The sequence below is a fragment of the Mycobacterium sp. SVM_VP21 genome, from assembly GCA_024758765.1.
Taxonomy (GTDB): domain Bacteria; phylum Actinomycetota; class Actinomycetes; order Mycobacteriales; family Mycobacteriaceae; genus Mycobacterium; species Mycobacterium heraklionense_C.
In genome coordinates, this window is sequence record CP101406.1 from 3,040,459 (window position 1) to 3,059,702 (window position 19,244).

The window sequence follows — 19,244 nt, forward strand, 5'->3', positions numbered from 1 at the left end:
GAGCCGCACACGATGCACTGTAGCGGCACCGCCGCCCGTCAACCACGACACAGCGGTGACCAGTCGGTTTGTGTCGCCGCATAGCGCCACAGCAACGCCGCCGCAGCACGGGTATGCGACAGTAGCCCCATGCTTCTGGCGCTGCTGCGCTGCTACCTCAGGCCCTACCGCTGGCCGGTCGCTGCGGTGATGGCCCTGCAACTGATCAGCACGCTGGCTTCGCTGTACCTGCCGACCGTCAACGCCACGATCATCGACGACGGCGTGGTCCGCGGTGACACCGCGATCATCATTCGGCTCGGTGCGGTGATGCTCGGCGTCACCGGCCTGCAGATGCTGTGCGCCATCGCCGCGGTCTACTTCGGCGCGCGTACCGGAACGGGCTTCGGGCGCGATCTGCGCCGGGCGGTGTTCGCCCAGGTGATCCGATTCTCCGAACGCGAAACCACCCGGTTCGGGGCGCCAACCCTGTTGACCCGCACCACCAACGACGTCCGCCAGATCCAGCTGGTGGTGCAGCTGGGCGCCAGCACGCTGGTCACCGCGCCGATCATGTGCATCGGTGGGGTGCTGATGGCGGTGCACCAGGACGCGGGACTGGCCTGGCTGCTGGCCGTCAGCGTGCCGTTGCTGGCGCTGGCCAACTACCTGATCGTGTCGCGCATGCTGCCCCTGTTCCGCCGCATGCAGATGCTGATCGACAACATCAACCGGGTGCTGCGCGACCAGCTCACCGGCATCCGGGTGATCCGCGCCTTCGCCCGCGAGCCGTTCGAGAAAGACCGGTTCGCCCAGGCCAACACGGCCCTGTCGGACGCCTCACTGACCGTCGGGAACCTGCAGGTCCTGATGCTGCCGACCACCACGCTGATCATCAACGCCTCCAGCGTCGCGCTGATCTGGTTCGGCGCGCTGCGCATCGATGCCGGACAGATGCAGATCGGGTCGCTGATCGCGTTCCTCTCCTACTTCATGCAAATCCTGATGGCCGTGCTGATGGCCACCATGGTGCTGGCGATCCTGCCGCGCGCCGCGGTCTGCGCCGAACGGATCACCGCGGTGCTGTCCACCGAACCGACCATCGGGCCCCCGGCCCAGCCGGTGTCACCGTCGTCGCGCACCGGCGAGATCCGGCTTGATGGTGTCGGCTTCCGCTACCCCGGTGCCGACCGCTCGGTGCTGTCCGGCGTGTCCTTGACCGCGCTGCCCGGCACCACCACCGCGGTGGTCGGCTCCACCGGATCAGGCAAGACCACCCTGGTGTCGCTGATCTGCCGGTTGCGCGACGCGACCGACGGGGCGGTGCTCATCGACGGAGTGGACGTACGCGACCGCGACCCCGAGGAGCTGTGGTCGGGCCTCGGGCTGGTGCCCCAGCGCGGCTATCTGTTCTCCGGCACCGTCGCCGACAACCTGCGCTACGGCGCCCCGGCGGGGGCAACCGTCAGCGACGAGCAGATGTGGGCGGCACTGCGGGTGGCCGCCGCCGACGACTTCGTGGCGGCCCACCCCGATGGGCTGGCGATGCCGGTGGCCCAGGGCGGGATCAACCTGTCCGGCGGACAGCGGCAACGGCTGGCGATCGCCCGGGCGGTAATCCGGAGGCCCGCGATCTATCTGTTCGACGACGCGTTCTCCGCCCTGGACACCGGCACCGACGCCCGGGTGCGTGCCGCCCTGCGCGAGGTGGCAGCCGAGGCGACAGTGATCATCGTGGCGCAGCGAATCTCGACCGTCACCCAGGCCGATCAGGTGATCGTCCTCGACGACGGCAGGGTGGTCGGCACCGGAACCCACCAGCAGCTGCTGGCCGACTGCCCCACCTATGCCGAGTTCGCCGAATCCCAGTCGGTGACTGCCGGGGTCGGTGGCCAGTGACCGCACCCGTGGCGGCGCCGACGGTACGGGCCGCGCACTTCTGGCCGACCGCGCTGCGCCTGGCCCGCCAGATGGGACCGCAGCGCCGGCTGGTCGCAGCGGTCATCAGCCTGTCGCTGGGCGGTATCGCGCTCGGTGTGGCCGGACCGCGAATTCTCGGTCATGCCACCGATCTGGTGTTCAACGGCATCATCGGCCGCGGCCTGCCGGCGGGCATCACCAAGCAGCAGGCCCTCGAGGACGCCCGCGCCGCCGGCCGGGGCACCTACGCCGAGATGCTGTCGCGCATGGACGTGGTACCGGGCACGGGTATCGACTTCGCCGCGGTGGCGCGCACACTGGCGCTGGCGATGGGCCTGTATCTGGTTGCGGCGCTGATGGTCTGGACGCAGGCACGGTTGCTCAACGTGATCCTGCAGCGCACCATGCGGGCGCTGCGCCGCGACGTCGAAGACAAGCTGCACCGGCTGCCGCTGCGGTACTTCGACACTCAGCGGCGCGGGGAACTCTTGAGCCGGGTCACCAACGATGTCGACAACACCGCGACATCGGTGTCGATGACGGTCAGTCACCTGTTCTCCTCGGTGCTGACCGTGCTGGTGGTGCTGGCCATGATGCTGTCCATCTCGCCGCTGCTGGCCCTGATCACCGTGGCCGGTGTCCCGGTCACACTGCTGGCAGTACGGTCGATCACCCAGCGCTCCCAGCGATTGTTTGCCGCGCAGTGGGCGGCCACCGGGCAGCTGGGCGCCCATCTGGAGGAGACCTACAGCGGCTTCACCCTGGTGCGCACCTTCGGCCACCGCGACTGGGCACAACAACGGTTCGACGACTGCAACGACAAGTTGTATCGGGCCGGGTTCGGCGCGCAATTCTTCTCCGGTCTGATCGGGCCGGCGACCGGGCTGATCGCCAACCTCGGCTACGTCGCGGTCGCGGTGGTCGGCGGAATCCAGGTGGCCACCGGACAGATCACGCTGGGCAGCGTCCAGGCATTCATCGCCTACGTCCGCCAGTTCAACCAGCCGCTGGGCAATCTGGCCTCGATGTTCAACGCCCTGCAGTCCGGTGCCGCGAGCGCCGAACGGGTGTTTGCCTTCCTCGACGAACCCGAAGAACCCCCGGCTCCGTCGACGCCGCTGTGGGGCGACCTTGCCGGCCCGCGCGGCCGGGTCGAGTTCCGCGAGGTCAGCTTCGGCTACCGGCCCGGCGCGCCGGTGATCGAGGACCTGTCACTGAGCGTGGCAGCGGGCAGCACGGTGGCCATCGTCGGCCCAACCGGGGCCGGCAAGACCACCCTGGTCAACCTGCTGATGCGGTTCTACGACGTGGACCGCGGACAGATCCTGATCGACGGCACCGACATCACAGCCGTAGACCGCGGCGCACTGCGTTCGTCAATTGGCACGGTGCTGCAGGACACCTGGCTGTTCACCGGAACGATCGCCGAGAACATCGGCTACGGCCGGCCCGGCGCCACCGAGGACGAGATCATTGAGGCGGCCCGCGCCGCGCATGTCGACCCCTTCGTGCGGACCTTGCCGGACGGCTATGACACCCGGGTCAACGACGACGGCGGGGCCATCAGCGCCGGCGAGAAACAGCTGATCACCATCGCCCGGGCATTCCTGGCCCAGCCGCAACTACTGATCCTCGACGAGGCCACCAGTTCAGTGGACACCCGCACCGAACTGCTGATCCAGCGGGCCATGCGGGAGCTGCGCCGGGGACGCACCAGTTTCATTATCGCCCACCGGCTTTCGACGATCCGCGACGCGGACCTGATCCTGGTGATGCAGGCCGGCCGGATCGTCGAGCAAGGCACCCATGTTGAACTGCTGGCCCGCCGCGGGGCCTACTGGGCCATGGCCGAGGGCAGCTGAATTCGGCCGAAATCAACCATTGCCCAGCGCTGGCCAGCGGCGTAAATTCGACTGCGAAGCAGGCCCGGACATGACCGATCCGAAGAGCTGGACCAATGGGTGAAAGCCAGCCGCGCAGGAAGTGTAGACGCTCCCAGTTTGTCAGCCGGGCCTGCCCTAATTTTCCGCTGGCGGCCAAATCCAGAACCATGTGAAGAGTTGCCCGGCTTTGCGCGACAAATGGCAACGGGAGTCGTTCCACGGCACCGCGGCTCCTTCTACGGCACCGCGGCTCGTTCTACGGCACCGCGGCTCGTTCCGCGGCACCGCGGCTCGTTCCGCGGCATGGGGGCTCGCGCACCGGCGGTTGTCGCTCAAAGCCGGGCAACTCTCCTAATGCCCCGGGCCGCCACTGCGCTCGGCGTCAACGTTCGCGCCCGGTTATGTACAAATAGAGCACCCCAGCTTGTACTATTTCGTCATGGACGTCTCGGTGAGTACGTTGCGGGCCGAGCTGGCGGACTGGATCGAACGAGTTCGCGCCGGCGAGGAAGTCGTCGTCACTGATCGGGGAACGCCGGTAGTTCGCCTGGTGCCGGTAGACACCGCACCGTTGCTGGAGCAATTGACCCGACAAGGCATCCTGAGCCGACCGCGTGCGGCTTCCCGTCCTAGCGCCAGCCGGGCACCACGGGTGCATGCTCGAGGGTCGGTGTCGGATTTGGTGACTGAGCAACGTCGCTGACCCATGGCGATCGTGTACTTCGACAGCAGCGCTTTCGTCAAACTCCTGATCGATGAGGAGGGCAGCGATGTCGCGGCAGCGCTATGGGACGGCTGCGATGCCGCGGTCTCATCCCGTTTGGCATATCCCGAGGTGCTCGCGGCACTGGCGGCCGCCGGCCGTGCGCGTCGCTTAGGCGCCGACGAGCAACTCCAAGCCCAGTCGATGTGGGAAGAGTTTTGGGCAGCCACCCGGGCGGTGGAGCTGACCGAGGACATTGCCCACCAAGCCGGCGATTTGGCCGCGACGCATGCGCTGCGTGGCGCCGACGCGGTCCACCTTGCCAGTGTTCTCGCTATCGACGGTGCCGTGTTCGCCGTATGGGACCAGCGGCTACGCGCTGCCGGCCGAGAGACCGCCGCAAGGCTGGCGCCGAGTCAATAGCCCCGTCAGAGCTTTAAATGCAGCACATCGGCCAGCGGCCGCCGCGGAGTCGGCACCGGCGGCTTCTCCAGCGCCGGCGCGCCACCGACGCGCACCAGCACCTGCGGCAGTCCGTCGCCGCCGACCAGTCCGGCGAGCAGCGCCCGGCCTGCGGGCACCTCGGTCAAATGCGTTACCGGACAGGTCGCCAAACCCGCCATCGTGCATTCCAGCAGCACCGTCGAGAGCGCCTCGCCGCAGGCCAGTGCATCGCCCGGCTCGTCGCTGGCGGTCGACAACAGCACGATCTTCGAATGATCGTCGCCGACCTCGACGCGTCGCTCCCGGTTGTGGGTGACCGGGAAGGTCCGCCCGATGTCCACCCGGTCGCTTTCGGCCGCCGAGACCAGCGCACTCTCCGGAATCCCGTCGGTAACCTCGAATGGCGCTGTCCACCAGCCGAGTTCAGCGTGATACGACGAGTCGTAGAGACGCAGCGCCTCGGTGAGCTGAGAGGCCTCGGCAAGCTTGGAGCGCAGCTCGTCGGCGAGCACGCTCAGCCGCACCGGGCCGGTCACCGAGTCGTACAGCACCGTGGCGAAAGGCTCCCAATTGCTCGGCGCCATGAACGGCAGTCGATCGGTGTGCCGCGACAGGATCGCGCCGGCGCGAAAGCGGTCCAGATTCGTGACTCGTTCTGCGGCCGTGAAACCGATCGAGGCCAGGTGCTCGGGCTGCGCGGCATCCGGGAAGCGCTCGACCTCGGCGGTCCAGCCGGCCGCGGCCATCGCGACCCGCAGGTGATCCAGCACGGCGCCGCAACTGATCAACGCTTCCCGCGCCGACTGGTCGCCGTGCACGGCGCGAGTCGGATCCAGATACAGGTCCAGCCGGCCCCCTTCGGCCACCCATCGCCATGGCTGGCTGTTGTGCAGCGACGGCGCCCGGCAAGCCAGCTGCACCGCCTCGGTGAGGACCTCGTAATCCACGGTCGTGTCCAGCATCAGCCACCTCCAACGGGTCTGTCGCCTTCAGGTTCCCAGCCGGCTCCCAGACGCAACAGGGGCCGTTGGTCACCGGCCGGTCGGCGTTGGACCCCGCGTCAGTCGTCGGCGCGGCGCCGGACCCGGAACAGATTCACCTCGCTCTTGATGCCCTTGAGGTGACGTCCGCCGGCGAACGACCATTGGAAAGCGTCAGATTCGGTCAACGCCACCCGCACCGGTTCAGCGACTAGCACCGTGCCCGGCCGGGCGACCCCGGTTATCCGGCTCGCGGTGTTGACCGGGCTGCCGAACCAGTCCCCGACCCGGCTCACCGCCTCACCGGAAGCGACACCGGCACGCAGCCGGGGCAAGGTGTCGTCGGCCTGAGCCGCCTCAACCAGCCGAAGCACCGCGTCGACCAGCGGCGCCGGCTCCGGGCAGACGAACATCACCGCGTCGCCGATGGTCTTGATGAATCGCACCGGCGGAACCGCGATCTCGTGGCCCAGCACGGTCAATCGCTCGGCGAGCTGCACCAGGTCCTCGGGCGGCACCATCTCCCCGAGCCGGGTGAAGCCGACCAGGTCGGCGAACGCCACGCTGATCTGGCGCGCTCCCGGCAGCGGTGCGCCCGCCATGCGCTCGCCGGCGGTGACGGCGTCGATGTCGAGCTGATGGCGCAACTGCACCATCAGCATGTCCTGGACGAACGGACCCAACATCGGCGCCAGCCCGGCCACCAAGTCCCGCGACCGCTGGGCGATCTGCAGCTCGGTGACGCCCGGTTCGCCGATCGCGGACAACACCGTGAAGCGCATGAATTCCGCGGTGTGCGCCAAACCATCGGCCAACAGCCGAGCGGTTTGCAGCGCCTGCTCGGCATCGATACCGGCATCGACGAAGCGACGCGCGTGCATGGCGATGCTGGCGTCGGCACGCATCTGCACCGGAGCGTCCGGATCGTCCATCCAGGGCAGCCCTATCGCACGCTGCAGACGCTGCAACTGTTCGAGGTCCACGCCGGTGGATTCACTGATCTCACGCGCCGAGACGTAGGTGCCGTCGTCGCCGACCAGTCGTCGCGACGCCAGCAGCATCGGTGAGACGTTCCCGCGGATCTCCTCGGCGGTGATGCCCTGCCCCAGCAGCCATTCGATCAGTTCGGCTCGCTCGGCACGCGCCGTGCCCTCCAGCCCGGCCAGCAAGTCCTCGATTTCGGGGTCAGCCACGCCGCAAACGTATCTCGCGGCAGACTGACGGGGTGCCTGAAGTCTTCGATGCGCTGACCCCCGAACAACTCCGTGCCCGCAACACCATCAAGTGGAATCACTTCGCCCCCGACGTGTTGGCGCTGTGGATCGCCGAGATGGACTTCCCCACCGCGCCCGCGGTGCTCGACGGGGTGCGTGCCTGCGTGGCCAACGAGGAGTTCGGCTATCCGGCGTTGAGCTCCGACGCGTTGCCCACCGCACTTTCGCAGTGGTGCCTGCACCGCTACGGCTGGCCCGTTCAGCCGGAATGGGTGCGGGTGGTGCCCGACGTCCTCAAGGGCATGGAAGTGGTGATCGAGTTCCTCACCCGCCCGGAGAGCCCGGTGGTGCTGCCGGTGCCGGCCTACATGCCGTTCTTCGACCTGTTGACCGTCACCGGGCGCCAACGCATCGAAATCCCGATGACACAGCAGGACTCGGGCCGCTACCTGATGGACCTGGATGCCCTGGACGCCGCGTTCGCCGCCGGGGCCGGGTCGCTGATCCTGTGCAACCCCAACAACCCGCTGGGCACCGCCTTCACCGCCGAGGAGCTCAGTGCGATCGTGGACATCGCCGCACGCCACGGCGCCCGGGTGATCGCCGACGAGATCCACGCCCCGCTGGTCTACGACCGGCCCCACGTCGCGGCCGCCGCGGTGTCGCCGGCCGCCGCCGACACCGTCATCACGCTGATGTCGGCCTCCAAAGGCTGGAACCTGCCCGGGCTGATGTGCGCCCAGGTGATCCTGTCCAATCCGCGCGACTTGGCGGCGTGGCGCAGGATCAACATGCTGCACACCATGGGCGCCGCCACCGTCGGTATCAGCGCCAACCTGGCCGCCTACACACACGGCGGACCGTGGCTGGACGCGCTGCTGCCCTACCTACGGGCCAACCGCGACCACCTGAGCCAAGCGCTGCCCGCAGCGGTGCCGGGCCTGCGGGTCAGCCACCCCGAAGCCACCTACCTGGCCTGGCTCGACTTCCGGGCGCTGGGACTGCCCGTCGAACCGGCCGAGATCCTGCTGGCCGACGCGCGGGTGGCGCTGAGCCCGGGCATCCCGTTCGGTGGCGGCCGGGGCTTCGCGCGACTGAACTTCGCCACCACCCGGGCCATCCTGGACCGGGCGATCGAGGCGATAGCCGCTGCGCTGACTTGACGCATTACCGTGGCGGGCATGTCCTGCGTGTTCTGTGCCGTAGTCGCCGGTGACGCGCCGGCGGTGCGGGTTTTCGAAGACGACGACTACCTGGCGTTTCTCGACATCCGGCCGTTCACCCGCGGCCACACCCTGGTGATCCCGAAGCAGCACTTCGTGGACCTGACCGACACTCCGGCGGCCACTCTGGCCGGCATGCTCACCGTCGGGCAGCGGATCGCCCAGGCCGCACGCAGCTCCGGGCTGCACGCCGACGGCAACAATCTGGCGATCAACGACGGCCGGGCAGCCTTTCAGAGCGTGTTCCACATCCACCTGCATGTGGTCCCCCGCCGCGACGGAGACAAGCTGTCGTTCGCCAAAGGCCTGCTGGTGCGCCGTGATCCGGACCGCGAGAGCACCGGGGAGATCCTGCGGGCAGCGCTGGCGGGCAGCGGCAGCTGACGGGCAGACTCGAGAGCATGGACCATCTATCCCCGATCGAAAAGGTGGGCGTCCGAGCGCTCAGCCTGCACAACCTGATCTACCAACAGACAAACGGCTGGATCGGACACAAACTCCCGGGCCTGCCGCCCAACCTGTTGCTGCACACCGTCGGGGCGAAAACCGGCCAGGCACGCACCTCGACGCTGACCTACGCACGCGACGGCGACAGGTACCTGATCGTCGCGTCGCTGGGCGGCGCGCCCCGCTCCCCCGGCTGGTACCACAACCTCAAAGCCAACCCGGACGTGGAAATCAACGTCGGGCCGAAGCGTCTACGGGCCACCGCGCAGCCGGTGCTGCCCGATGACCCGGACTATGCCCGGCTGTGGCGAATCGTCAACGCCAACAATGCCCATCGGTACGAGGCCTACCAACGCCGGACATCCCGACCGATCCCCATCGTGGTACTCACTCCCGAGCCGTCCACCTGACCAGCGACATTTCCTGCCGTTAACATCTCGCTCGCGTTGCTCAGGAAACACTTAGCTAGTACTTTGGCGGGAATCACGCATGGTTCTAGCGCGTGCCCGTGGGGTTCGCCCTCGACAGACAAGGTGGGGGCCATGAGTCGCCGATCCAATCCGCAGTCGGGCCGACCGCGGGCGGCACGCGCGACGATCAGGTCCTTCCTAGCCGCTGGGACCATCGGGGCTTTCGGATGGGGTCCGCTCGCCGCAGCACCGCCGGCCCAGGCCGACTCGATGGATCTGGACTGGCTGGTCGAGCTTTTCACGCCCGCTGCGGGCATGGCGAGCATCCCGGATTCGGCCGATGCCTCGACACTGCTCGGTCTGGACCTCTATACCGCGCTGCACACCCCGATTCAGGCCTGGATCACCAGTGACTTCGGGGCATGGATCGACAACACCTTCATCAACCCCTTGCCACAGTTGTTGTTCGGCCAAGACCTGATCGGCAACGGCGTCGCCGGCACGGTGGACAACCCCAACGGCGGAGCCGGTGGCCTGTTGTTCGGTGATGGCGGCGCCGGATACGACCAGAACCTGGACGGGTACATCGGCGGCAACGGTGGGGCGGCCGGAATGTTCGGCGACGGCGGCGCCGGCGGTGACGGCGGGACCGGCGCGGCCGGCGGAATCGGCGGTGCCGGTGGTTGGTTCATGGGCAATGGTGGCGTCGGTGGAGACGGTGGCGCCGCCGGGTACGGCGACATCGGTGGGGCCGGCGGGGCCGGCGGCAACGCCGTGGCCTGGTACTTCGGTAACGGCGGCGCCGGGGGCGCGGGCGGAATCGGCGGCACCGGGGCGACTGGGGCCGTAGGCGGCACCGGCGGCACGGGTGGCGTCGGAGGCGCCGGCGGCGCAAGCCTGTCACTGCTGTTCGGTGACGGCGGCCGGGGCGGCAACGGCGGGGCCGGCGGAGCGGGCGGCAACGGCGGAGCCGGTACCGATGGCCACACCGGAGATTTCGCCATCAACGGCGGCACCGGAGGCAACGGGAGCGACGGCGGATACGGCGGAATCGGCGGCCAGGGCGGCAACGGCGGGGCCGGTGGCGCCTCGGCTCACGGCACCGCGGGCGCGAACGGCGATGGTGGCGCCGGCGGTCGAGGCGGCGCGGCCGGTGTGGGCGGTACCGGCGGGACCGGTGCGGCGGGCACGGCCACCCACCTGGACGGCGGCGCCGGCGGCAACGGCGGCAACGCCGGTGCAGCAGGAAGCGGCGGGGCCGGCGGGGCGGCCGGGACCGGTGGCCTGACCGGCAGCGGCACCGCGGGTCTGGCCGGCGCAGTCGGGCTGGCCGGACGCAGCGGCGGCAACGGCGGCGACGGCGGGGCCGGCTTTGCCACCGCCAGCGGGGTCGCCGGCTCAGGTGGCAACGGCGGTAGCGGCGGTAACGGCGGCCTGTACGGCGACGGTGGCAACGGCGGAGCGGGCGGGAGTGGCGGCCAAGGCAATAGTGCACCCGCGATCGATATCGCCGGCGGGACCGGTGGTTCCGGTGGCGCCGGCGGCGCCGGTGGAGCAGGCGGGACACTCGGCGGCGATGGTGGCAACGGCGGCACTGGCGGAACCGGTGGGGCCGGCGGGATCGGCGGCAGCGGGTCCGACGGCGCCGACGGCAGTACGCCCGGCGCCAACGGCACCGACGGCGGTAACGGTGGTGAAGGTGGCCGTGGTGGGGCCGGCGGCAACGGTGGTGCCGGCGGCGCCTCGGCACACGGCACCGCCGGCCTCAACGGCAATGGCGGGGCCGGCGGGCAGGGTGGCGCGGCCGGTGTGGGTGGCGCCGGCGGAGACGGAGCGGCCGGCACGGCCGCTCACCTCGACGGTGGAGCCGGCGGCAACGGCGGCAACGCCGGTGCGGCAGGCGCCGGCGGCGCTGGCGGCGCGGCCGGGACCGGCGGCCTGACCGGAAGCGGCACCGCGGGTCTGGCCGGCACGGCCGGATTGGCCGGACGCAGCGGCGGCGATGGTGGCGACGGCGGCGCGGGTTTTGCCGCCGCCAGCGGACTCTCCGGCTCAGGCGGCGCCGGCGGAACCGGCGGTAGCGGTGGCGTATACGGCAACGGCGGTAATGGCGGCAACGGCGGCGCCGGCGGAACCGGTGCTCACGGCAGCAATGCATCGGGCTCCGGGGCGTCCGGCGGTACCGGTGGCATAGGTGGCGCCGGCGGCGCGGGAGGCGCCGGCGGTGCGGGCGGAACACTCGGCGGCGACGGCGGCGATGGCGGTACCGGCGGCCAGGGCGGCACTGGCGGAACCGGCGGCAGTGGAACCGATGCCGCCAATGCCAGCACGGCGGGCGCCAACGGCGCGAACGGCGGAAACGGCGGCGACGGTGGCCGTGGTGGGTCCGGTGGGGCCGGCGGCGCAGGCGGCACCGCCACACACGGCACGGTGGGCCGGCAAGGTGTAGGCGGCGACGGCGGCACCGGGGGGTCCGGTGGTGATCCCGGTGACGGCGGCAACGGCGGCAACGGCAGCGCGGCCAGCATCAACGGTGGCAACGGCGGCAACGGCGGCAACGCGGGTGCCGGCGGGCTGGGCGGGGCCGGTGGCGCCGGTTCGACGACCGGGGCCACCGGGGCGACCGGGGCGGCACCGACCGCACACGCCGGGAACGGCGGCGCCGGAGGCAACGGCTACAACGCCGTCACGCCGGGCGCCAGCGGCGGCAACGGCGGCAACGGCGGAATCGGCAGCCTGCACGGTGACGGCGGGGCCGGTGGCGCCGGCGGCAACGGCGCAACCGGCGCCAACGGCACCGCGGCCCTCAACGGCGGCAACGCCGGAGACGGCGGGAACGGCGGCAAAGGCGGGTCCGGCGGCAATTCGCTCGGCGACGGCAACGGCGGAAAGGGCGGGGCCGGTGGCAACGCCGGTAACGGCGGCCGGGGCCTGGACCAGAGCCAGCTACCCCCGAGCGCCACCCTGCCCGGCGCCGGGGGCGATGGCGGCAAGGGTGGTGTCGGCGGGGCCGGTGGCAGCAGCGTCAGCGCGCATGGGTCCGGCACCGGCAACGGCGGCGCCGGCGGCGTGGGCGGCGCCGGCGGCAACGGCGGCGGCAACGGCATCGCCACGCTGGACATCGCCAACAGCGTGCCCTACGGCAGCGGCGGCGACGGCGGGGCCGGTGGTGTCGGCGGCAACGGCGGGCTCGGTGACAACGGTGCGCTCGGCGGCGGCACCGGATTCAACGGCGGCAACGGCGGTGCCGGCGGTACCGGTGGTGCGGCCGGCTCGGCCTATACCGGCAGCGTCGCCCTGCATGAGCACGGCACCTTCGGTACCAACGGCAACGGTGGCGCCGGGGGTGGCGGCGGCACAGGTGGCGGCGGCGGCATCGGCGGGGCCGGCGACGACAGTGCCGGCGGTGCCGGCGGCAACGGCGGCAACGGTGGTGCGGCCGGTAACGGCGGGTCACCAGGTTCCGGATTCAACGCCCAACCCGGGATCAACAAAGCTCCGGTTGGGATCGGCGGCAACGGCGGCAACGGCGGGTCCGCTGGATCCGGCGGGTCCGGCGGCATCGGAGATACCGGGTTCAACGGTGGCACCGGCGGAAACGGCGGTGTGGGCGGCGCCGGCGCCAACGGCGGCAGCGCTACCGGCACTTACTACGCGCAGGGCTCCAGTGGCGGCGACGGCGGCAACGGCGGGTCCGGCGGTAGCGCCGGAACGGGCGGTGCCGGAGGTTCGGGCGCGCAGGCGGGTAACGGCGGCAACGCCGGCGCGGGCGGCCACGGCGGTAACGGCGGCGACGGTGGCGACGCCACGCTGGCCGGGACGAACGTGCACGGCGGGGCGGCCGGTGACGGCGGCGACGGCGGGGCCGCGGGCGGTGTGGCCGCCGGCGGCGCCGGGGCGCGCGGCGGAGACGGCGGAGACGGCGGCGACGGCGGCAGCGGCGGAACGGTCGGTAGCAACGGCGCGAACGGTGCCGGGGGCGCCGGCGGGACCGGTTCGGGAGCGGCCGGCAACGGGACGGTGGGTGGTCCCGACGGCCCGGTGAACGTCAGCATTCCGCTGTACATGCAAAGCGGTGGGATCAGCCCGATCGTCTACATCTCGATCAACGGCGGTCCGCCGGTACCGGTCCAGATCGACACCGGCTCCACCGGACTGACGATCCTGGGCAGCAATACGGGCCTCGGCAACTCGGTGTACTCCGGCAGCGCCAGCTACGCCGGCCTGAATGGCCAGAATTACAGCTACCACACCTACGACACCACGGTGGGTTTCTGCGACAAGACCGCCTGCACGTCAGGCCTGGTCACCGATCCCACCGCCGTCAACATCGTCGACCCGGCGTCGAACACCCTCATGACGAATTACTTCAACCAATACGGAATCGTCGGCGTGCTGGGCATCGGACCCAACAACGGCTATGCCGGCACCTCGACGATCATCTCGGCGCTGCCCGGTGCGCTCAACCAGGGCGTGCTCATCGACGAGCAGACCGGCCAGGTGACGTTCGGGCCGAACCCGCTCACCCCCGAGATCTCCGTGCCGGGGTCGCCGTTCGTTGACACGATGGTCTCGATCAACGGTGGTCCCCCGGTGGCCGTTTCCACCTCGCTCGACTCGGGCGGCATGTACGGCAGCATTCCGCAGTACCTGGTCCCGCAGCTCGGGGTCGGTTCGCAGGTGCCGGCCGGCACGGTGATCTCGGTGTACAACGCCGACGGCAGCACCTTGCTGTACTCCTACACCACCACGAACAACGGCCCGTACGTGACATCGGGCGGGGCAGCCAACAGCGGCTACTACCCGTTCTCGGTGAACCCGGTCTACATCGACTACCGGCCAAGCGGTTTCGGCGCGACGATCATCAACCGCTGAGGCTTTACAGCAGCTCTTTGGCCAGTAGTTCGAGGGTCCGCTCGCGCCCGGGCGCGGTGGCCGGGTCGGTGCCACGATGCGCCGAGGCCACCGGGTTGATCATCACCTCGTCGACGGCGAACTGCTCCGCCAGTGCCGTGAGCTGCTCGGCCGCTTCGGCCGGTGTGCCGACGACCGCGCGCCGCAACCCGCTGTCGATGATGCGTTGTTCGGAGTCCGAGACCGCTACCGCCTGCGCGTCCTCGACCAGATCAACCGCGCCCAGTGGTCGCCCGGTCCGCAACCGGGCCATCATCTGCAGGTTGGGCAGCATCAACGCCGTTGCCTCGTCGCGGGTTTCGGCAACCGATGCGTTGACCGTGAGGAACGTCGTCGGGGCCGCGCACACCTCACTAGGGGTGAAGTTCTCGCGGTAGTAGGCCAGCGCCTCCTCGGTGCCCTGACCGGAGAAGTGGTGGGCGAACACGTAGGGCAGCCCCTTGGCCGCGGCCAGCCGCGCCGAGTACATGCTCGATCCCAGCAGCCACAGCCGCGGCTCGCCGGCGGCGGCCGGGGTGGCCTTGAGCAGGTAGTCGCCGTCACGCAGCTGGACTTGCACACCGCGGCTGCTCATCATCGCCCGTACGTGGTCGAGATAGTCGGGGAAGTTGGCTATGTCTTCGTCGCCACGGCCGGAGCGCAGCATGACGGAGGTGACCGGGTCGGATCCGGGCGCGCGTCCGATCCCCAAGTCGATGCGCCCGGGTGCGGCGGCCTCCAACAACGCGAACTGTTCGGCGACGGCCAGCGGGGCGTGGTTGGGCAGCATCACCCCGCCCGAGCCGAGCCGTACCCGCGACGTCTGCGCGGCGAGGTACGCCAGCAGTACCGGCGGGCTGGTGGCCCCCACCGAGGGCATGTTGTGGTGCTCGGCCACCCAGTATCGGGTGAATCCGAGTCGGTCAGCGGTCTGGGCCAGCCGCACCGTCGCCGCCAGCGCGTCGGCGGTGGACTGGTCGGTACGGACCGGGACGAGATCAAGAACGGAAAGACGCACGCTGCTTTGCAACACCGGAACTCAGCCGGATAGTCCCGCCAGCCCCGAGGCCTGCGCAAAGATGTCGTCCAGCATGGCGGGGGTCAGCCGACCGGTGAACATGTTCTGTTGACTGGGGTGATAGCAGCCCAGCAGCCGCAGTGCCGGACCGAGTTCGGCGACCGCGCCGTGGCCGAACTTCGGTTTGGGTTTGGGCATCTGCTCGGCGGCGATCCGCAGCGCGATCTGCCAGGCGAAGCCGCCCAACGCGATCACTACCCGCACCTGGGGCGCGATCAGCTGCCATTCGGAGTCGATCCAGGGCGCACAGGTGTTGCGCTCGATTGTCGTCGGAGCGTTGTCGGGCGGGGCGCAGCGCACCGGCGCGATGATCCGGATGTCGTTGGCGTGCAGGCCGTCTGCAGCGTCGACGCTGGTGGGCTGGTTGACCAGGCCGGCCCGGTACAGCGCGGCGTAGAGCTGGTCGCCGGACCGGTCGCCGGTGAACATCCTTCCGGTGCGGTTGGCGCCATTGGCGGCTGGGGCCAATCCGACGATCACGATCTTGGGTTTCGGGGAGCCCCAGCCGGGCACCGGCCGCCCCCAGTAGGGCTGGTCGGCGAAGGACTTTCGCTTGGTGAGCGCCACCTGTTCGCGCCAGGTCACCAGCCGCGGGCAGGCCCGGCAGACGCTGATCAGCGCGTCGAGTTCGTCGATCGACTCGACTTGGTCGGCCAGCTGCACCACTTGCGCGGCGTCGGCGGCCGGTGGCGTGTCCGGGGTTGCCGGGTCGCCGGGCCACCCGGCCCCGGGCGGCACCGGGGAGTCGAACGGCTGACCGGTGCGAGGGTGGTTGAGCATTGGTCTACTGTGCACGCTCTGGGATCCCCTGCCCAGTCCGGTGTGGTTCGGGCGTGCGGTGTCTGCTCAGCAGGAACGTGGATTGGAGCAGCCCAACAAGTTGGCTCGGATCTGCGTGTAGGCGTGCGCGAAAAGGTCCACATCACGCGGGCTGAGCAGGTCGAAAAGGTTACGCCGCAATGCGTCAACGTGCCCCGCCGAAACCGACTCCAATTTCTCCTGCCCGGATTCGGTCAGCTCGGCGAACCATCCGCGCTTGTCTTCTTGGCATCCGATGCGGCGTAGCCAGCCCGCTCTGGCCAATCGGCTTACCGCGCCGGCGGTCCCGCCACGGGTCGCTACCGCCGCCTCGGTCAACTCACCCATCCGCAACCGGCGGTGCTGCGCTTCCGATAACAGCACCAGTACCTCGAAATCGGCAAAGGTGATCCCACCGTCGGCGACCAGCTGAACTTCGAGCTCCCGCAGCAACAGCCGAGTGCTGTCCAGATACGCGCGCCACATGCGTTGCTCGGTGTCGCTCAGCCATCGGTTCTCGTCCGTCACAACAACCCGCCCTCTATGGTTGATCTAATAACTAGTACGACAGGAGATGGCACGGGCTCCAGGTGTCGACCTCTGCACATTATTTCCGCAGCACCAGTTGGGTATTTTCGCCAGGATAGGACCACTGGCGGCGGCAGTCGTTCCCACACTCATTCGCCAATTATAGTTGTTATATCAACTAGATTGCGGGGGGCTGGTTTCGACCATTGACCAAACCGGCGCGCGACAGGGTCCGCCCGTTGCGCTGCTGCCACAACCGATAGACGTCGACCGCTCCCTCGCGTGCGTCGTCCCGCATGGGCAGCCGCCGCTGATCCCAGGGCTTGGCGAACTCGTCGTAGAAGGTGTTGAGCTCGAAGTACTTTCGGTCGTCGACGTAGTACGGCTCATAGGTCTCGCGGGTGGCCAGGAAGACAACCTCGTCCGGCGAGCAGTAGTACAGCGCACCCAGACACATCGGGCACGGCGACGCTAGGACGTAGATCGTGGTGCCGGTCAGGTGCTCGGTGCCCAGCGCCGTGCACGCCTGCCGAATGGCGAGGATCTCCGCATGCGCGGTGGGGTCGTTGGTCTGGGCGACCCGATTCGCGCTTTCCGCCAGGATCGCACCGTCCTTGACGATGACGGTGGCGAAGGGACGTCCGCCCTCCTCGACGTTGCGACGAGCAAGCTCAATGGTGTGTTGCGCGAAGTCCACTACAGCTCCCGGGAAGGTTGCGCGTGCATGCCTTCCAGGCTGCCCCACCTGGTGCTATAGCGTCCAATACTTATATTCGATGATCGTGATAGGTGTCATCAATCGATTTCGTGCGCGATTTCCTCCAGCATCCGGGTGAATGCCTGCGCGGCCGCCGAGTGGTAGGCCGTGGCGCGCACGAGCGCCACCGCGGTTCGGGTGGGCAGTGGCGGGACGAGCGGCACCGCGTGCACATCCCGATGTTCACGGGTTATCGCATCGGGCAGCACGGTGGTCAGCGTGCCGCCGCGCACCGACGCCAGCAGCGCGCTGATCGAATTGGCTTCGACCGTGATCCGGGGGGCGACGCCCCGGTCCGCGAAGTAAGCGTCGATCTGTAGCCGGGTGGCGAACTCGGTGCTGAGCAGGCAAAGCGGCTCGCGGGCCAGCCGGGCAACCGGCAGTGGTGTCGTTCTCCCCGCAAAGGGGTGGCCCGAACCGACCACCAGAGTCAGCGTCTCGGTGAACAGCGCGGTGTGATCGATCCCGGCGGCATGTGGACCCGCGAAGGCGATCCCGAGGTCCAGCCGGTCGGCGAGCAGGTCGGCCTCGATGCGGTCTTGGGTGTGCTCCCGTATCGAGAGCGTGATGCCGGGATGTGCGCTGTGGAATCGGTGCACCAGCGGACCGATCAGGTATGCGGTGAACGTCGGCATCATCGCCACCCGCAAATGCCCGCGCGACAGGTCCTGCACATCGTGGACCGCACGTTCACCGGCATCGAGATCCCGCAGCGCCAGCCGGGCATGCTCCGCATACGCCTCGCCGGCATCGGTCAGTCGTACCGTGCGACCGGAACGATCCAGCAGCTCCACTGACAGTGCGCGCTCGAGCTGCTTGATCTGCTGCGACAGCGTCGGCTGGGAGATGTGCAGCGCCTCGGCCGCGCGGGTGAAATTCCCGTGCTCGGCCACCGCCAGCAGATACCGGATGTGGCGCAGCTCCATCGACCGACTATAGGCGTGATCAATCGCGATGATGCGAGTTACGTCCTAGCCGCTATTGCCGATGGTCAGCCGCAGTGGACGGCGGGCAGCGACTAGGAGGACAGTTGCTCTGCGGTCGCCCGGATTTCACCGATGTAGCGGTCCCGGTCGGCGGCGCTCACGTCTCGCCGCAGCGGCCCCAGCTGCAATTCGTAAGTCGCTACGCCCTTTTCAAACACCGGGGCAGCCAGATAGCTGACCGACAGCGGCTGCCTACCGGCAAGTTGCGTTGCGGTATAGGGGTTTCCGTTGACGCCGGTCAGCAGCTCGAAGACCCGTTGGCGCAGCGCGGTGCGGCGTGGATGCTCGGCCAGCAGCTCGACGACCTCGGCAAGCACATCGAGCGCCTCCAAGCCCGGGCCGCCAAGGCCGAACACCACCACGCCGTTGTGGCGCACCTGGTCCAAGGCGTCGTCCAGCACGTCGCGACCGACGTCTTGCGCCGATGCCAGCCACTCCTGCTGGGCCTGCGCATCGCGGTGGGCGACCACGCTGACGCCCGCAGGTGCGATCAGTGGCAACCGCACCCCCACACCCACTCCGGCCGGGATGCGCCCGCGGCCGCGGACCAGAGTCAAGAAGCTCAACTCGGTCGGCCCCACCAGGGCCAGTCCGGCCCCGCAGCCGGCCCGCTCGGCCATCTGCTCGATCAGGTGTGCGCCCTGCGTCGACAGCGGCCACAACCGCCGCACCGTCTCGGCGACCCCGATCAGCCCGGACCCCAGGGTGTACCTGCGATCGGCCCGCCGCGACGCCCATCCCGCCTGCTCCAATGCCAGCAAGATTGACGTCACGGTGGCGCGGTTCAACTCCAGCCGCGCCGCGATCTGGGCGACCGAACTGGGCTGTGTCTGCGCGGCCAACAGCCCCACGATGGCGACCACCCGATCCGTGGGCGGCGAGCCCGGCCGCTTCTCAGCGTCTCGCTCGGCGGGCCCGTCCATCGCCCTCCTCGTCTCTGGCCATGTAGAAGATCACCGATCGTACGGGCGTCGGCGCCGACCCTTGTGCGCACGTCCACC

The 19,244-nt window shown here is 69.5% G+C and carries 15 protein-coding genes and 1 pseudogene; 8 read left to right on the plus strand and 8 right to left on the minus strand.

What is annotated here, in order from left to right:
• The first annotated feature begins 129 nt into the window (after window positions 1-129).
• The 4 genes from NM962_14040 (at window position 130) to NM962_14055 (ending at window position 4,908) form a co-directional block, all read left to right on the plus strand.
• Window positions 130-1,878, plus strand: coding sequence for an ABC transporter ATP-binding protein/permease (locus NM962_14040; GenBank protein ID UVO11118.1), 1,749 nt, complete (start codon window positions 130-132; stop codon window positions 1,876-1,878).
• Window positions 1,875-3,761, plus strand: coding sequence for an ABC transporter ATP-binding protein/permease (locus NM962_14045; GenBank protein UVO11119.1), 1,887 nt, complete (start codon window positions 1,875-1,877; stop codon window positions 3,759-3,761). Before NM962_14040 ends, NM962_14045 begins: the two co-directional genes overlap by 4 nt.
• 460 nt (window positions 3,762-4,221) lie before the next feature.
• Window positions 4,222-4,485: a type II toxin-antitoxin system prevent-host-death family antitoxin gene (locus tag NM962_14050; protein ID UVO11120.1), complete on the plus strand. Its 264-nt coding sequence runs from the start codon at window positions 4,222-4,224 to the stop codon at window positions 4,483-4,485.
• Window positions 4,486-4,488: 3 nt separating this feature from the next.
• Window positions 4,489-4,908, plus strand: coding sequence for a type II toxin-antitoxin system VapC family toxin (locus NM962_14055; GenBank protein ID UVO11121.1), 420 nt, complete (start codon window positions 4,489-4,491; stop codon window positions 4,906-4,908).
• Between the two features lie 5 nt (window positions 4,909-4,913).
• Here NM962_14055 and NM962_14060 read toward each other — a convergent pair whose 3' ends face one another.
• Together NM962_14060 and NM962_14065 are read right to left on the minus strand one after the other, a co-directional pair.
• Window positions 4,914-5,891, minus strand: a complete 978-nt coding sequence (locus tag NM962_14060) for an NAD(P)H nitroreductase (GenBank protein ID UVO11122.1) — start codon at window positions 5,889-5,891, stop codon at window positions 4,914-4,916.
• Between the two features lie 98 nt (window positions 5,892-5,989).
• Entirely contained in the window at window positions 5,990-7,102 is a 1,113-nt protein-coding gene (locus tag NM962_14065) for an adenylate/guanylate cyclase domain-containing protein (GenBank protein UVO11123.1), read from the minus strand.
• 32 nt (window positions 7,103-7,134) lie between these two features.
• Here NM962_14065 and NM962_14070 point away from each other — a divergent pair, with 32 nt between their 5' ends.
• The 4 genes and pseudogenes from NM962_14070 to NM962_14085 all read left to right on the plus strand — a co-directional run bounded on the left by NM962_14070 (window position 7,135) and on the right by NM962_14085 (window position 14,012).
• A complete protein-coding gene (locus NM962_14070) occupies window positions 7,135-8,286 on the plus strand; it encodes a pyridoxal phosphate-dependent aminotransferase (protein ID UVO11124.1) in 1,152 nt (383 codons plus the stop codon).
• A gap of 18 nt (window positions 8,287-8,304) precedes the next feature.
• Complete coding sequence (locus NM962_14075; GenBank protein ID UVO11125.1) at window positions 8,305-8,730, plus strand: HIT family protein; 426 nt, start codon at window positions 8,305-8,307, stop codon at window positions 8,728-8,730.
• A gap of 17 nt (window positions 8,731-8,747) precedes the next feature.
• A complete protein-coding gene (locus NM962_14080) occupies window positions 8,748-9,203 on the plus strand; it encodes a nitroreductase family deazaflavin-dependent oxidoreductase (protein ID UVO11126.1) in 456 nt (151 codons plus the stop codon).
• A gap of 132 nt (window positions 9,204-9,335) precedes the next feature.
• Window positions 9,336-14,012, plus strand: a pseudogene (locus NM962_14085) (PecA family PE domain-processing aspartic protease).
• Window positions 14,013-14,082: 70 nt separating this feature from the next.
• Here NM962_14085 and NM962_14090 read toward each other — a convergent pair.
• From NM962_14090 to NM962_14115, 6 genes are all read right to left on the minus strand, one after another.
• Window positions 14,083-15,114, minus strand: coding sequence for an LLM class flavin-dependent oxidoreductase (locus NM962_14090; GenBank protein ID UVO11127.1), 1,032 nt, complete (start codon window positions 15,112-15,114; stop codon window positions 14,083-14,085).
• 21 nt (window positions 15,115-15,135) lie between these two features.
• A complete protein-coding gene (locus NM962_14095; GenBank protein ID UVO11128.1) occupies window positions 15,136-15,954 on the minus strand; it encodes a uracil-DNA glycosylase in 819 nt (272 codons plus the stop codon).
• A gap of 66 nt (window positions 15,955-16,020) precedes the next feature.
• Complete coding sequence (locus tag NM962_14100) at window positions 16,021-16,458, minus strand: MarR family transcriptional regulator (GenBank protein ID UVO14732.1); 438 nt, start codon at window positions 16,456-16,458, stop codon at window positions 16,021-16,023.
• A gap of 220 nt (window positions 16,459-16,678) precedes the next feature.
• Window positions 16,679-17,197, minus strand: a complete 519-nt coding sequence (locus tag NM962_14105; protein UVO11129.1) for a nucleoside deaminase — start codon at window positions 17,195-17,197, stop codon at window positions 16,679-16,681.
• Between the two features lie 98 nt (window positions 17,198-17,295).
• Window positions 17,296-18,183 (minus strand): transcriptional regulator CynR, encoded by an 888-nt coding sequence (gene cynR, locus NM962_14110; protein UVO11130.1) that lies wholly within the window; start codon window positions 18,181-18,183, stop codon window positions 17,296-17,298.
• A gap of 92 nt (window positions 18,184-18,275) precedes the next feature.
• A complete protein-coding gene (locus NM962_14115; protein ID UVO11131.1) occupies window positions 18,276-19,166 on the minus strand; it encodes a helix-turn-helix domain-containing protein in 891 nt (296 codons plus the stop codon).
• Window positions 19,167-19,244 lie beyond the last annotated feature (78 nt).

Excerpts from the sequence above, each read along its gene's own strand:
- NM962_14040 (UVO11118.1), top strand. The coding sequence starts at position 130 with ATGCTTCTGGCGCTGCTGCGCTGCTACCTCAGGCCCTACCGCTGGCCG.
- NM962_14050 (UVO11120.1), top strand. The coding sequence starts at position 4,222 with ATGGACGTCTCGGTGAGTACGTTGCGGGCCGAGCTGGCGGACTGGATC.
- NM962_14055 (UVO11121.1), top strand. The coding sequence starts at position 4,489 with ATGGCGATCGTGTACTTCGACAGCAGCGCTTTCGTCAAACTCCTGATC.
- NM962_14060 (UVO11122.1), bottom strand. The coding sequence starts at position 5,891 with ATGCTGGACACGACCGTGGATTACGAGGTCCTCACCGAGGCGGTGCAG.
- NM962_14075 (UVO11125.1), top strand. The coding sequence starts at position 8,305 with ATGTCCTGCGTGTTCTGTGCCGTAGTCGCCGGTGACGCGCCGGCGGTG.
- NM962_14080 (UVO11126.1), top strand. The coding sequence starts at position 8,748 with ATGGACCATCTATCCCCGATCGAAAAGGTGGGCGTCCGAGCGCTCAGC.
- NM962_14095 (UVO11128.1), bottom strand. The coding sequence starts at position 15,954 with ATGCTCAACCACCCTCGCACCGGTCAGCCGTTCGACTCCCCGGTGCCG.
- NM962_14100 (UVO14732.1), bottom strand. The coding sequence starts at position 16,458 with ATGTGGCGCGCGTATCTGGACAGCACTCGGCTGTTGCTGCGGGAGCTC.
- cynR (UVO11130.1), bottom strand. The coding sequence starts at position 18,183 with ATGGAGCTGCGCCACATCCGGTATCTGCTGGCGGTGGCCGAGCACGGG.
- NM962_14115 (UVO11131.1), bottom strand. The coding sequence starts at position 19,166 with ATGGACGGGCCCGCCGAGCGAGACGCTGAGAAGCGGCCGGGCTCGCCG.